Annotated in this window: 10 protein-coding genes; 2 read left to right on the top strand and 8 right to left on the bottom strand. The window is 36.9% G+C overall.

Going from position 1 to position 15,957, the window contains the following annotated elements; translation table 11 throughout:
* Positions 1–1,434 precede the first annotated feature (1,434 nt).
* The 5 genes from JJQ93_RS00920 to JJQ93_RS00900 are packed head-to-tail and all read right to left on the bottom strand — an operon-like array spanning position 1,435 to position 10,619.
* Positions 1,435–4,410 carry a type III restriction-modification system endonuclease gene (locus JJQ93_RS00920; protein ID WP_274892426.1) on the bottom strand — a complete coding sequence of 992 codons (2,976 nt, stop codon included), beginning with the start codon at positions 4,408–4,410 and terminating at the stop codon, positions 1,435–1,437.
* A 15-nt stretch (positions 4,411–4,425) separates the two neighbouring features.
* The gene (locus JJQ93_RS00915) at positions 4,426–6,384 is read right to left on the bottom strand and encodes a site-specific DNA-methyltransferase (RefSeq protein ID WP_274892425.1); all 1,959 of its coding nucleotides are present in this window, start codon (positions 6,382–6,384) and stop codon (positions 4,426–4,428) included.
* Positions 6,381–7,106 (bottom strand): DUF4391 domain-containing protein, encoded by a 726-nt coding sequence (locus JJQ93_RS00910; protein ID WP_274892424.1) that lies wholly within the window; start codon positions 7,104–7,106, stop codon positions 6,381–6,383. The genes JJQ93_RS00915 and JJQ93_RS00910 overlap by 4 nt, the downstream gene beginning before the upstream one ends.
* An 11-nt stretch (positions 7,107–7,117) precedes the next feature.
* A complete protein-coding gene (locus JJQ93_RS00905) occupies positions 7,118–10,387 on the bottom strand; it encodes a helicase-related protein (RefSeq protein ID WP_274892423.1) in 3,270 nt (1,089 codons plus the stop codon).
* Between the two features lie 4 nt (positions 10,388–10,391).
* A complete protein-coding gene (locus JJQ93_RS00900) occupies positions 10,392–10,619 on the bottom strand; it encodes a helix-turn-helix domain-containing protein (RefSeq protein WP_350494214.1) in 228 nt (75 codons plus the stop codon).
* Positions 10,620–11,004: 385 nt separating this feature from the next.
* Between JJQ93_RS00900 and JJQ93_RS00895 the strand changes: the two genes are divergently transcribed.
* Positions 11,005–11,604, top strand: coding sequence for a recombinase family protein (locus JJQ93_RS00895; RefSeq protein ID WP_274892422.1), 600 nt, complete (start codon positions 11,005–11,007; stop codon positions 11,602–11,604).
* Complete coding sequence (locus JJQ93_RS00890; protein ID WP_274892421.1) at positions 11,604–11,987, top strand: hypothetical protein; 384 nt, start codon at positions 11,604–11,606, stop codon at positions 11,985–11,987. Before JJQ93_RS00895 ends, JJQ93_RS00890 begins: the two co-directional genes overlap by 1 nt.
* A 117-nt stretch (positions 11,988–12,104) precedes the next feature.
* Here JJQ93_RS00890 and JJQ93_RS00885 read toward each other — a convergent pair whose 3' ends face one another.
* The 3 genes from JJQ93_RS00885 to JJQ93_RS00875 form a co-directional block, all read right to left on the bottom strand.
* Positions 12,105–12,329: a hypothetical protein gene (locus JJQ93_RS00885; protein WP_274892420.1), complete on the bottom strand. Its 225-nt coding sequence runs from the start codon at positions 12,327–12,329 to the stop codon at positions 12,105–12,107.
* A 43-nt stretch (positions 12,330–12,372) separates the two neighbouring features.
* On the bottom strand, positions 12,373–13,740 hold the full coding sequence (rlmD, locus tag JJQ93_RS00880) for a 23S rRNA (uracil(1939)-C(5))-methyltransferase RlmD (protein ID WP_274892419.1): 1,368 nt from the start codon (positions 13,738–13,740) through the stop codon (positions 12,373–12,375).
* Between the two features lie 101 nt (positions 13,741–13,841).
* Positions 13,842–15,953 (bottom strand): glucan 1,4-alpha-glucosidase, encoded by a 2,112-nt coding sequence (locus JJQ93_RS00875; protein ID WP_274892418.1) that lies wholly within the window; start codon positions 15,951–15,953, stop codon positions 13,842–13,844.
* Between the last annotated feature and the right edge of the window lie 4 nt (positions 15,954–15,957).

The raw sequence follows: 15,957 nt of genomic DNA, 5'->3' as shown, positions 1-15,957 counted from the left end.
GAACGGAGACGTCGAATGCGACCCTATGTGCGGAGGTGGCTCGACTGTCATAGCCACCCTGGAATTAGGTGGTCGTAAGATCATAGCTTGCGATGTGGCCGAAGACGCAATTAAGGTTACGAAGAAAAGAGTGCGTCAGTTCTTCGAGAACGCCGATAAAACCTGACGTCGTAGGCCTACGACGCCCTCTGCGTAAGCCACTCCTTCCTCCAACTCACACTCATGTCACCTACACATGCATTGGTCGCATTATAAAATATTGCAAGGCCTAGTTTGTTTTCATATTGAGAATAAAAATCTATAAAAATTTAAAACTCGTTTATAAAGAATGAGGTTGATTATTAATATGTTTACCTTTGAATATGAATTCATTGATGATAATGCAGATGATTACGGAAAAAATGAGGTCTTTGTAACTACCAAAACAAAAATCGGCCTAATCATTTGCATAATCGTTTGTATGCGTCCGTCTGGAAAATCCCGTAATTGAGGGATTTTCCAGCAACTTGATGTTCAAACATTTTACGGACGACATTAATCGTAGCTTCACCTTACAGATGGTGTAGATTCTCACATCGTATGGAACGCTGCAAGATGTCCGATAAAACCTTGCGTGACAGGCTTACGCATCCATCTGTGTAAACTACTCCTGTGTTTCCACACATTCACTCCAGCATCCACACCTGCATTATACCCATTATAAATATTTGCAAGGCATAATTTAGTTTCCGATACGCAATAAGATCAAAAAAACTCATCTATTGCATATAAGTTTTTAAGTTATTATTTATCATATGATAAACAAACCAGCAATTTGTCATACTGTATTTTTTATCGAAGTTACTTTTAGCTTACTAATTTTAGTGGTTACGATAGTCAGAAATCCTTTTGCTATCGGATAAAATTAGATGTCGTTAAGATGCAAACGAAAAAGCTATCGACCTTACAACACTCATATAAAGAGTGTTGCGTAAATATGGTCGGTGTCCTGAAACGCAATGTGCTAAGGCCTCTTGACACTACCTCGTCGTCCAGATGAATAATCCTGTTTTTTGGTGCATCAGTGCTTGCGCAAACACTTAAGAGAAAACTTGCCAATAAAACCGGTATTAGCTTTCTCATGATATATCTCTCCCATGTCCTATCGTAGTCATCGCTTGCGCATAAACTGCTGAAACACTGTTTGTACGCTTCAAATCGCTTTACAATCGCTTTGAGATTTTACTCTTGAAGTTTTGGTCGACTCAGTGTATAAAAACCTTTTGAAGGGCTGCTTACGCTCGAAAAATAATGGTTAAAAAACACCCCTTAGCAAAATTGACTGCTAAGTGGTGTTTTTATGACTTTAAAAAGATTAAACCTCAATAAAAATTCACAATTCACTTTATAATTCTTATATGCTTATTGTTTTTATCGCAGCGCATATTAAAAGCCCTACTTTACTACTACTTTCTCTTCTATAAATTCTTCGAAACTATCTATATCTTCAAATCCTACTTCAGTACCTAAAGCCTCAAAGTGTTTCTTTCCGCATTCAATTTTAGCTCTTTCCGTTGGTCTTAGGGCATCAAACATAGTATCAGCTTTGGTTTCTAGTACAAAGTATAACTTATCTTTACCGTCCGCATCGATTAGTACAGCCCAGTCAGGATTATAGCTGCCTAGTGGAGTGGGTATAGTAAACCAACCGGGAAGCTTTGCATACAACTTAACTTTGCTATTGTTTTCAAAGCTTCTAGCAAATTTCTCTTCGTTGGCGCTATCATATACAACATATTCGTATACTGACTTTTTACTTTCCATCATGTTTTTGGACAAGTAGCCGATAAGTTCCTCACTTTCAAAAAGTTCTTGTGCATAATATTCGTCGTTACCAATCTTTGTGTATTTAATGCCATCAACTATCATTAACCTCATTTTAGCAGTGATAATTTGCGCTACTTGCTCCATATATTTTTGAGGGTTCTTCTTAAAAAGGTGGAGAGTATTGCTTCTTATTAGTATCTCCACAATAGTTTTTCTTGTCAAATTGGTTTCATTCTGGAGATAGGCAATGATATCAGGTAGATTTTCCTGTTGGTTATCCAAAGCAACAGCATATCTATCTGATTCTTCCGCAACGACCCCACCGGCACTAATATCAAGTCCTGCTTTCATATATATAAGCTTTGGAGAACTTACAAATAAGCTTTTCTGCATCTCTCTACAACATTCATCAATTAGCTTTCCACTATCAAAATCTACAGAATAGGTAGTTTTGTATTTTATCCTATCCCATAGCTCTTTAAACTCAGGGTCAAGATAGACCTGCTTATTAAGCTTAATAGCTTTTTTATCACTATTGTTCTTGATATTAAGTCCGCTACACACTTTTCTGGCAAGAGCCGTAATCTCTGTCTTTACATGTTCATATTCTTCCGGTACATTTAGCTTGTTATCTTTTATATCAATTTTCAGCTTATCCTGCACTTTACCTGTTTCATCAATATAGCCATTATCTAAAAATGCTTTGAATATAGCCTCAGAAGCTTCCTGTCCTAAATACTTTATACTTCCATCCTCTTGCTTTACCGGAATATTAGCAAATAAATGAGTTTCAATAATGCCAAATCGTATGCCGCTTTCAGTTTCGTATTCTTTCTGGAGCTTAGCTGCAAATTCCTCATAGCTTTCATTAGCGATAACCGTCAGTGTGTTTACAAAAGAACCATACTGACGTTCTCCTTCCTGACTAACACAAAGACGCAAGCCACGACCAATCTCTTGACGCTTTTTGACCTCGCTCTGCGTTTCATTTAGGGTACATATCTGGAACACATTGGGGTTATCCCAGCCTTCACGTAATGCTGAGTGTGAGAAGATAAATCTAAGTTTAGTATCAAAGGATAAAAGACGCTCCTTGTCTTTCATAATCAAGTTATAAGTATCTTCATCATCTTGCGTAGAACCACTGGTATCTTTTAAGACACCTTTTTTATCTGCTGAAAAATAGCCATTGTGGACTTCTTCTGCATCAGTATCTAAATCAATATCTTTAAACAGCGTATTATACTTAGGCTGTCTTATGAGGTCGTTATAATGTTTTTCAAAGAGCTTTGCATAGATACCCTTTTGAGGATTCCCATTTTCATCATAGTAACGATAATTTGCCACACGGTCTATAAAGAACAGGCTCAAGACTTTTATTCCTAGCTTATTTAATACCAGTTCCTTATCTAGGTGCTCCTCAATAGTCTTTCTAATCATCTGTTCTTTAATGGCCAGGTCGTCCACATCTCCTATAGGTTTTCCTATACGTAGAATATCCGGCTTGCTTGTAAAGGCGACATATTCATTCCCAACTTCGCAATAAATCTCGCTAACAATATATCCTTCATATACATCACGTCCTCCGGATTTTTCATAAAGGTCATCTCCACGCTTAACTGTTACTGGTCTCCGTTCGACCACACCTTTTTTATTTTTGACGTCCATCTCTATTCTTGCAGTTATAGGAGATTTTTTATTGTCTACAAATAAAAGCTTCAAATATGCTTTATTGTGGTAGTCTTTAGTTGTAAACCCAGCAACTTCTATCTGCTTAACCAGACCTAAATTATAGCTGTCTACTGCATCCAGCTTATAAACCAGATTGTGCCTTTCCACATGAGTTGCTGAGTAACGTAATATACATAAAGGATTAAGGGACTTAATTGCCTCTTTGGCTTTAGGAGTCGTGTCTACCGATTGCGGCTCGTCTATAATAACGATGGGTCTGGTCTCCTGAATAAGCTCAATTGGCTTCATACCGTTTAATCTGTCATTTGTCCTATGAATAATATTGGCTTTAGTTTCTTTAGTAGGGTCTGTAAAACTTTTTCTAAAAGCGTCAATATTTATAACCATAATCTCAATATTATCGCTCACCGCAAAACTTCTTACCTGTTCCAGCTTGCTGCTGTCATATATGAAGTAGTGATAAATTGTATTATCATATAATTCCTTAAAGTGTTCCTCTGTAATTTGTAAGGTTTTATACACACCTTCTTTAATGGCAATGCTCGGAACAACAATAATAAACTTGGAAAACCCATAGTTTTTATGGAGTTCAAAGATTGTCCTTAAGTAGACATAGGTCTTACCTGTACCGGTTTCCATCTCTATATCAAAGTCATATTCTCCAGCTTTCAGGAATTTTGTTTGTGGTAGGCCATTTCTAAGCTGGACTTCTTGCAAATTTTTAAGTATCTCTTCTTCATCCAGTTCAAGCCTATTGCCTATACCGTTTTCTGTATCAAACAGGCCTATTTGTCCATTATAAGCAGATACAGTAAAATTGGTTTGCATAGGTGTTTGGCCCCTAAACAAATCCACAACGGAAGCTATGGCCTGCTGTTGGTATCCTAAGTTTTTTTCAAATTTTAGCTTCATTTGGACCATACCTCCCTATATAGTTATAAATTCCTCAATTCCGCCGGATTTAAGTATTTCCTTGATATTGGTCTTATTGCTATCTGATTTGAATCCATTATCCTTAAATACAACTCTGCTGCTTTCAGGTGATAATTCTTTTACTTTTGCTAAAATACCACTAGCAACCTCTGTTGTAATTTCGTCATAAAGACAAATCATAAGCATACCAAAACCAATAGAATAAACTTTCTTACCGGCAATTGTAAACTCATCAACTGGATAAGTCAGGTCAAGGCCATATTTGAGCATTATCTCATAAACAACATCAAGTTCCGTCCTGCCGTCTACAAAATTGTCTATATAATCCATTAAAGAATACTCTAAATTATCATAATCTGGCTGCCATTTTCGTATATTAGAGGTATCAAGCTTAAACACCTTAAAGCCAATATCAAGGTTTTCTATATTCTCTTTATCTTTATATTCTTCTTTGATTTTTTCACCAGCACGGCGGATACGCTCTTTACCTATCTCACTGATATTCTTATAGCCGGCTTTGTAGGCTTCGCTATTTTCATCCGTAGGCTCTGGAAGCTGTACCATAATAAATCTACGATTGCCACCGTCTTCGGCATTAAGCTGCATTACAGCATGGGCTGTAGTTGCTGAGCCAGAAAAAAAGTCAAGAATTATTGAATTCTCATTCTTTGGTGTAGCTCTTATTAGAGCTTTAAGTAGATTAGTTGACTTAGGATAGTCAAAGTACTTTCGCCCATCAAATAACTGTTTTAACTCTGTATCTCCATTCGAAATATTCGTGATAATATCCTTAAGAACAGTTGTTTTGAAATCTCTGATTTTCGTATATATCTCATAGCTACCAGACCTTGTCTTTAACACAATCAAATTATAACTTTCGTTAACTATTTTTTGGCGTGACCATCTCCAAGCATGATATTTGTGTGTACCATCATCGTTCTTGTGTGGCTCTATTTCTATAAATCCAGCCTTATTTAAACCTATGTCATCAGGTATCAGTTCTCCAGTATCTGGATTATAGTAAATAGAGAACACAAGATTTGGTCTTGTTTCCTCATTAAACATGCGGTTATGGTTATAAAGTGTGTCTCCAACTGCAAACTCGCCTCGTTCATCTGTTCGTATATCTTTATTGAATCCTTTATAAGCGTCAGGCATTGCCTCTTTTGCAAACTTAATAGGAATTGTAAAGGTAGAAAGATTGTTAATATCCTTAGCGTAGACTAATATAAATTCGTAGGTTTTAGCCGCTCCGCATCCTGAAATTTGTCTACCAGTAATATTGTTTATCCACGCAATCTTGTTAACAAAATTATCTTCCCCAAACACCTCATTACAAATTTTCTTAAGATTATCCACTTCATTATCATCAATGCTAATAAAAATAACCCCATCATCAGTCAGCAAATTCCTAGCCAATCTCAATCTTGGATACATCATATTAAGCCAGTCAGTATGGTATCGACCACTGGTTTCTGTATTTGTGCTTATTGGCTTACCATTGCCATCTACTTGTCCTGTAATTCTCTTGTAGTTTTCAATGTTATCATGAAAATCGTCCTTATAAACAAAGTCTTTTCCCGTGTTGTAGGGCGGGTCTATGTATATCATTTTAATCTTTCCATAGTAGCTTTTTTGCAAAAGCTTTAATACTTCCAGATTATCGCCTTCTATGTAAAGGTTCTGTGTCGTATCCCAGTTTTTACTTTCTTCTTTACATGGTCTTAAAGTTCCCAGTGAAGGTGTTTGGGATAAACGCAGGGCACGCCCTTTACCGTTCCAAGTGAAGTTGTAGCGTTCGTTACTATCATCTACATATTCCCCTAGAATTTGTTTCAGCTTTTCAAAATCTACCTTTCCCTCTGTAACAACTTCAGGGAACATAGTCATTAACTTCTTGATATTTTCTTCTGCTATGTCAGGGGTTTTGCCCGTAAGTGTTGTTTCTATCATTCGTTATCTCCTCCAAGTAATTTATTTTTACTCTGTTCTAGCCTCTTAATCTCTATATTTAGCTCCATCTTGCAATTAAACTGAGTTTCCTTTTTTAGTTTAGACCTCAGACTTATTATTTTTTGTTCTATGTCTTCTATCTTAGCCGTAAGCTCTCTTGCCTCCGTACCTGTTATAGTGTCATCCATCGGCATAATAGTTGATAGGTTATAAACACTGATAGCATCTACAATATCACTATAAAGTGTATAAAAATTTGTAAACCTCATTTGCTTTATATCAAGCTTAGAGAATAAAGCACTATCGCTCTCTAACCAGTCAGTAGAGATAAATTCCTCAACGGTATTCTTACTGCTGTCACTTTGGCTTGTCCTCTGGTGAGCCACATAAAACCGTCTTTTATCTTCCAGCTTAAAAATCAGCAACATAGGGTAGGGGATAGTCCTCATAATAATCTCTGCTATTCTGTTAAGCCCATAATCTTTATTTACAATAACTTCTATAACTTCAATCTCCGGATATTCCCGCACTTCATCCTTATAGGCCGGTATGTTTATTGTTTCAGGTTTAAGGCAGTAGAGCCATACTATCTTGTTTATGATATCTGTAAACAAATACTTATCACTGGAAGACAAATTAGCATTTTCATAAAACAGCTTTTTATATATAGTGCTACCGATAAAGCAGCTATCAGGGATGTTTAAAAAACTATAATCATCCATAGCTACTCCCCCTAACCCTTTATGACTAAAAATGTAATTAGTTCAAAATCCTCAATACCATCAAAGATTCTTTTCGGCATGATGGTACCTCCTTTGCTAAAAAGGCTGGCCACTCCAATCTCCTGCTTCTTGCCTATAATGTTTTCAATAGAAGCTTCCAACAAATCTGAATAATGTTTCATTTTACGGCCATCATTGGTCTCTTTATTAAATTCCTCTGCCAACTCTTTAAATACTTCTTTTTGTCCGGAACATAGCTTTTTATAATAATCCAATATCTTCTTGGCTTGAAGGAAGGATAGCTTTACTTCCCCATCATCTGCGATATAAACCATATAGTAGGGAAATAAAGGGTTCTGCTCTTTGCTTTGCTGTTTCCCTTTGACTTGTCTAATGGTAAAAATCACTCCTGGCTTTATAATATCTTTTACGCTTTCGTCTATCTTTGCAACTGCATACATTCCATTTGGCGCCTCATCTAAAAGCTTTCTATTGGTTTTCATATATTCCATAAGCTCAATCTTAAAATCATTAAAGGTCAGGTCTGTTATCGATATACCTCCCGATATATCTTCTAAGTCCACAACTTTTTTCTGCAGCCTTTCAAGCTGCTTCTTACGGTATTCAAGGTCTCTCATCTCTTTGCTAGAGTCTGTTTCTATAATATTCTCCTCCCCTGTGGCAGACACATCCAATAAAACCATCCTGCCTCTGACACGCTGCTGGAGGTTTATGTATTCATCCAAGTCCTTGGTAGCCCAAAAGTTTACTAATTTGACAGATTGGTTAATTGAACCTATACGGTCTATACGCCCGAATCGTTGTATAATTCTAACCGGATTCCAATGAATATCGTAATTTATCAAATAATCGCAGTCTTGTAGGTTCTGGCCTTCAGATACACAATCCGTAGCAATAAGTATATCTATATACTCATTAACTTCAGGATATATCTTGGAACACTCCTTTGAGATAGGAGAGAACAAGGTCAATATAGTATTTATATCTGACATCTTAATCGATTTTCTCAATTCTTTTGGTATAGGTAAATTAGAATGATTATCACCACTTCCTGTTACAATAGCAGAATAAATACCTTTCTTAGCAAAATAATCGGCCAAATTCTCATATAAATATCTGGCTGTATCAGCAAAAGCAGTAAATACGATAACCTTTTTGTTCCCAGGGTTTATTGGATTTTGTATTTTGTTTTCTATAAGGGTTTTAAGTTCAATTAACTTAGCGTCTCTTTCTGGCGTAACAATCATAGCTTCCAATAAAATGGTTTCCAGCTTGTCCTTATCTGCCAGTAGGTCTTGTTTCCACTTAATAAGGTCCATATCTTGGAGCAATACCTTTACATTGTTGCCGAACATGAGGCTTTCAAGCTCTGGGTCGTCTATATCAATATCATTGATATCCAATTCCGCATCATAGTCAAATTGCCTTTGTTCTATAGCTTCCAGTGCCTTATCTATTTTATGGAGAATGTTCTCAACAGTTATTGAAAATGAGTTGATGGAGCTTTCCAATCTTTTTAAAATATTTACACGCATAAGTCCAACTAGACTTTGCTCCCTATCTATCTGCTTAAAGATGCTTTTATTTGAGCCTACTACCATATCGTATTTTTCTTCATAAGCAGCTCTTTTTTCAGGAAGTACATAGGCCAAAGGTGAATAGATACACAAGGTAAGTTTTTTTATAAGTCTATTGATATCTTCTATAGGCGGGAATTCGCCTTTGGCATCAATTGCAGGATATCTGTTCTCAGGTGGTAGTCTGGTGGGAAACTTTCCTATCCCCTCTAAGTTATAATATTTTTCTATATGCTTTCTGGAACGGGCAATAGTTACCGTATCCAGGAGCTTAAAATAATCTGTATCCATCATATTGACAAATGTTTCAGTTGTTCTTTCATCTTCAGGCAGTTCAGACCATCTATTGAATACGGTTTGTGCTTTTCGAAGAATAAATTCAATACTATCCAGACCCACATCCTTGAAGGCATCATCCCTGCCCTCAGTTATAAAAGCGATTTGATTCTTGATATCATTCATCCGGTTGTTCACAGGGGTTGCTGACAACATAAGCACCTTTGTTTTAACGCCGGATTTTATAATATCATTCATCAAGCGCTGATAACGAGTTATACGTCCTTTTACCGGTGGATTATTCCTGAAGTTGTGGCTCTCATCTATTACGACAAGGTCATAGTTTGACCAGTTTAAAGTAGCAAGGTTAATCTCACCGGAATAGCCACTTGTCCTACTAAGGTCAGTGTGGTTTAGAACATCGTAATTAAACCTGTCCGCAGCAAAAATATTGCGTTTATCATTTTGAGTATAAATGGTCCAGTTTTCACGAAGTTTCTTGGGCACTAGTACAAGAACCCTGTCGTTTCTGAGTTCGTAGTATTTAATTACAGCCAGTGCAGTAAAAGTTTTTCCAAGTCCCACACTGTCAGCTATGATGCAGCCATTGTACTTCTCAAGCTTGTTAATTGCTCCCATAACAGCATCTTTCTGGAATTTATATAGTTTATTCCAGATTAGGGTCTCCTTAAAGCCTGTACGGCTTTTAACAATATTATCTTCGGTTAGCTCATCAAGATAATCATAGAATATATTGTAAAGAGTAACAAAGTAGATGAACTCAGGAGTATTTTCTTTATAAAGGATTCGTATTTGCTCAAGAACTTTTTCTTTAACATCTTGAACAGCAGTATCATCCTCCCACAATTCATTAAAGGCTTGTAAAAAACCAATAGTATACTCTTTACCATACAAGCACACGTTACTGTCTAATCTATTGGATGAAGTGATGCCTAGACCATCAGTAGTAAAGTCCACAGTGCCATTTATCGACACATTATCTTCCGGATTTTCTATATAAACCAGCCTTGGCTGAGCAGGATTTGGCCATCTCAAAGATTTTATTTCTGCTTTCTTTTCTAGCCACTGAGCACATTCCTTGGCTATAGCCGCCTGCTTCATTTCATTCCTTAACTTTATTTCAAATTCATTGCCAGATATCTTTTTTTCAGTATTACGCACTATGTAATATTCCCTATAAAGTTCTTGGTCCTTGCGTACAAAAGTAGGCTCGGTAAAAATGAACCTCATGCTATCTATCTTACTTAGTTCCTTTTTAAGTTCTTCATAAGCATAGATGGTAAAGTAAGCTGATATAATTGATAACTTTGAACCTTTTCGTAATTCCGCCTTTAACTCATCTATAACCCTATACTTTTTATTATCTAAAACCTTAGGTGGTCTCATATAATCAATCCCCCGACACTAATTTATCAACCTCTCCATTCGCTGTTTTTTTCTTAGACTTACGTCTGTCTGCAGGTTTTTCCGCATCTTTGGGTATAACCCAAACATCACTAAGCTTGAAGGCTCCTGGTATTCTGCCTTCTTCACAAAGTATCTGAACTCTCCGTCTTGAAATATTCCACTTCTCAGCTACTTCCTTTGCTGATAAATAATCCATTATAAACACCTCCATCAAGGAAGTCCATGAATTCATTATATTCCAACGTGCGAACAATTGCAAGAATTGGCTAGTTTTTGTTCCAAAGGTTTCTATTTGCTTTAAGTAGGTCATGGGCAACAAAGGTGAACTTAAATTGTTACGCTCAGGAATTTTATATAGATTTTATGATAAAGCGGTAAAAGAGCTAAATACCGCAGGAAGCCCGATGGCACCGAATAAAATGCTTGACTAAAGGTTAATGGTCAAGTTATAACTGTATCTACAGATATTCGTAAAAGTATGTTTTATTTGCGGATATTCGTAAATAGGCCGATATATCTTTTACGAATAAAGCAAAAGTATATTTTTGATTATTCGTTAAAGTTTGATTTTGCGAATAAAAAAGGAGGTGCTGACTATGCGACGCATATATGGTTATGCCAGAGTAAGCAGCACAGAGCAACATTTAGACCGTCAGCTAGAAGCTCTAATGGCTTACGGAGTTGAGGACCGCTACATAATCACAGACAAATGCTCTGGCAAAGATTTTGAATGTCCCGGTTACCAAGTCTTAAAAAATCAACTTTTGAGGTCCGGAGATACTCTAGTCATCAAAGAATTAGACAGGCTCGGACGTAACTATGAGCAGGTAAAGACTGAATGGCACGACTTACAACAGATGGGTGTGGATATTGTAGTCCTCGATATGCCCATAGTCTCCACAGCCGATAAAAGTGACCTCGAGAAGAAGCTCATTGCTAACATCGTTTTTGAATTGTTAGCTTACTTATCTGAAAAAGAAAGGCTTAAAATTAAGACTCGCCAAGCCGAAGGTATAGCATCAGCCAAAGCAAAAGGAGTCAAATTTGGCAGGCCTAGAATTGAAGCTCCTGACGGCTTTGTGGAGGAATTGCAAAAATGGAAGTCCGGAAAACAGACCGCCACAGAGACAATGAAAAAGTTAAACTTGAAACGAACAACATTCTATAAACTTGTAAAGGAGGGAAACTTCGTATGATGCTTATTTGTCCGAATTGCTTTGAAATATTCCCAGAGCTTTGGCCCATACCTTGCCCTAAATGCAAGACAAAAGCTGTTCCAACTGACCTTTCAATAATCGGTGTAGTCGAAAGACTGATAAAACTTGGGTTTAATGTAAGCTACTCATGCTGCTACACTGACGATGAAAATGTAGGAAAAACGACTAAAATTCGTATCGAATTTACTAAAAATTACCCACCGACACTTTTTCAGGACTTACCTTACGACTGGTTCGTGTATGAGGATGTGGACATTGCTAGTGAAACATACAAGAGATTTACAGCTTTAGGTTGTGCTTACTGGCATCCAAGGAAGATTGCAGCGATGATGTGGTTGACTTTGACCGCCGAGTTATTATAATGAATCTAGAGGAATGGCTCGATAATAGAGACCCTGATGCATACAGAGCTTTATTGACTCTTTATGGGTGCGGATAAAAAGAAACCTCCTTGACGGATAAAACCGTCAAAGAGGACTTTAATCAATAACCTTGAAGTATTTAAGGGCGTCTATTATAGCATCTTCTTTATAAGGTGGAACTGAATAGTAGTGGTGTTTTCTTTTCTCTACTGCGTTGGGAGCTGGGTATGTAGGCAAACCCAGCTTTCTTTTTACCTCTGCTATGTAAGCAGTGTGCACTCTAAATCCGTAATGCTCCTCAACATATCGTTGTATCAACTTGTATGTAACTCGGTCAGGCATCCTCTGTCTATTGCCAGTAAAATCTATCTTTACGCAGATAAAATCATCTGGAGTTTTTGTGGGACAGCAGAACAACCGTCTCCACGTGATAAGTATATGGAAACATGTCGACTGGTTGCACTTTTTTTGTTTTATATCTATTGTCTTCAAAAATCCTCAAATCCCTTGCCAATGTAGTCGGGTTGCAGGAAACGTAAATTATTTTTTCAGGATTCATCTTTATCGATGCTTCTACAACATCTTTGTCTAATCCTTTCCTCGGAGGATCAAACACTACGATATCTGGCTTTAAACCTTTATTACATAGTTCTTTCATGACATCTTCTGCTTTTCCAGCGATGAATTCTACATTATTTACTCTATTTATGGCTGCATTTCGCCTCGCATCTTCTACAGCATCTGGTATTACCTCTATTCCGTACACTTTTCTCGCATGTTCTGCAAAAAATATCGATATCGTGCCTATGCCACAGTACACATCAAAGACGGTTTCATCGCCTTTTAAATCTGCATATTCCAACGCTTTCTCATACAATACTTTGGTTTGAACCGGATTTACTTGAAAGAACGACAAAGGAGATATTTCAAATTTTTTATACCCAATAAAATCAGTAATATAATCATTACCATATATGACAATATTTTTGTTACCCATGACTTGTTTTCCATTGCTTTTATTTACATTTAAAACAACACTTTTTAAGTTTTCAATATTTCCTTTAAGCCGACTTACAAGTTCTTTCTTGTATGGAATGTCTCTGCCATTTGCCACAATGATAACCATGACTTCTTTTGTTGCAAAACCAATCTTTGTTATCACATGCCTTAAAATCCCTTTTTCAGTTTTTTTGTCGTAAACTGCAATCTTATAGTCGTTTGCCCATTCTACAACGGTTTTCATCACATCGACACTGACGCTATTTTGAATCATGCAGGAATCTATGCCGATCACTTCATGTGATTTAGATGCGTAAAATCCACCTTCTACCATGCCATTTCTAAAGCTCAATGGATATTCCGCTTTATCCCTGTAATGCAGTGGGTCAGACATGCCTATCGTATCAAATACAGAAGCATCAATTTTCCCAATTCTTTTCAAGCTTTCTTCAACAATATGTTTTTTAAATTCTAACTGTCCGCTGTATGTTAAATGTTGAAGCATACAACCTCCACATTTATCAGCATATTGGCATTTAGGCATAATTCTTTCCTGTGATGGCTCTAATATTTCTTCTACATGTGCATTTAAATAATTTTTATGTTTTTCATCAATTTTGGCTAAGACCTTCTCTCCTTTTAAAGCGCCTTTTACAAAAACAGCAATTCCATCTAATCTTCCGACGCCCTGGCCCTCATGCGCCATATTGTCAATGAATACTTCGTATATATCGCCAATGTTTAAATTTTGCAAGAATTATCACTCCAAATTAATATTTTCACATACACAATTATACTCTATTTAAACAATGAAAAACAGATTTCCCGGATATAGTCACCCGGAAAATCTGTGTATCACTTCGAAGCATACCTTTTATAAACTATGTCTGGCATGTCAAGCACTTTATGTTCTATATTCGATGCAAACAATATTACGTATTCGGCATGTGCCCAATTAAGCGGTGATGCTGAATCTGTAGGAAGCCCAGTATCTTCCCATACTTGCTCAGATATTATGCCGCTTTCATTTGCAAAGTTCTCCATGGCTTTTACATAAGATGTCGCATCTTTTCCTGCAGCAATCTCGTACATGCCTCTCTCACCTGTAAGCAGTGGCCACAATCTTCCCTTCCCTGTCCCGTGATATAGTTCTGTCTTAGACATCTCACCATATCCATCATGATTATACCTGTACCATGACGGTCCTTTCGGCGTATCGACTTTTATTGTTTCATCTACAACTTTCAGCGTATTTAGTATTTTAGGGTCATCTGCTGATTTTACTCCAAGCCTTACAAGCTCCAGAAAACTTGGATCCACGATTTCTTTTTGATCGTATACACCACCGCCATTTGCTATGCTTATCATGAAATCAGCATTTGGATCTGGAAGTCCTGCTATCCTTATATAGTATTGACCATCTCCCAATGGACCATTTTCTGTGTAAGTTAGGCTGTCAATAAGCTTTTGCCAGTTGTCCGCCTTTTCTTGATACTTTTTAGCAGATTCAAAATCCTTATTTTCTTCAGCTATATAGGCAGCACACGTAAGTCCTGCTACTTCTGAAGCCAGCGTCGCTGGTGAATATCCGCCTATTTCTTCCCATCTTTCCTGTCCCGTCTTAGGGCCTATTTTCACAATGAAATCTGCCAAAGGTTTAATAAGGCTTTCATAGAGATCGTATCTTTTAAGCCTGTAACTTAATATTATTGGATCCGCCTGCTCATCAAGCTGTATGCCTGTCCAATAAGGCTTTCCATTTATCCATGTATTTTGTGGAATCATTCCATTGTCTTTCACTACTTTGACTAGATAATCCAGCGCTCTGTTTGCCGAATCAGTATCGCCAGCAACAATAAATGCATTCGCCACATGATACAGATCTCTTGACCATACAAGATGGTAACCACCGATATTGTCATCTTCTTGGCCATCACCCCATGGGATTGATAGCGATGCTATATAAGCACCCTTGTTTGTCTTGTCTTCACTGGCTTTTAATATCATCATGCTATTGAAATACAGTGAATTTGCTTTTCCGCCAAAATCATTAAGGCTATTGCAATACTTCTCCCATTCGTCTATATACGCCTTCTTTAAACTACCATAATCACCATTTAAAGTTTCCATGTTTGTCCTTACTGCCTCGTTTTCACTTTGTCCGAAAGACAATACGATTTCAAATTGAGTATTTTTCTTAAGATCTATCTCAGCACCTTCTATGATGTTGCCTCTTGCACTATCGTAATTGTAAGTCATTTGCATGTTTTTATAAAGATCGGTCTCAATGTCATTTACTTTATAATACCCTATCGAATACTTTTTCCAGCCTATATCAGACGACAATGCAGTATAAATCCCATCTCTTTCAGCAATTAACGCAACATTGCAATTTGCCTTGACTGCGTATCCTTCATTGTATTTGCCCTGATTTTTTACATGAGGATCACACATTACATAAAGCTTGTAATCATCAACATTGCCTTTTAAGGCTTCAAATTTCGTCTTAATTATGAGAGAATTTCGCTTTACATCAGTAAATACTTCTTTAGTTATCTTATATCTCCCATCTTTATCTGTGTTAATGATTTTATATCCCAACGATTTTTCAGTGAACTTTTCTACTTTGGTCATTGTGTCTTTTGTCTCATCAGAGACAAACGTTTTTCCATCTGTCACAAAAAATTTAATATCTTTTACGTCAGCAGTATCTATAGTGGGATAGTAAACCTCAGATATTGCTCCGTCTGAAAGGGTAAACCACACTTTGGAAGTATAATTGTTTGCAGTGCCTACACCTTGTTTCTGAGCTTTTGCCCATGTATCGGCCTCTCCCGGACCATTTATTGCTTGCATATTATTTAATCTTTCAATTTTCATACTTGATATATTATTGTTTCCACATCCACTTAGCACACTGGATGCAAGAAATAATACAGGTAGGTATTTTATAAGTTTTCTATTCAATTTC

It is taken from the genome of Thermoanaerobacterium sp. R66 (assembly GCF_028895185.1).
Classification (GTDB): domain Bacteria; phylum Bacillota; class Thermoanaerobacteria; order Thermoanaerobacterales; family Thermoanaerobacteraceae; genus Thermoanaerobacterium.
The sequence above is the reverse complement of the archived record's forward strand: the minus strand, read 5'-3'. Positions and strand labels throughout refer to the sequence as shown.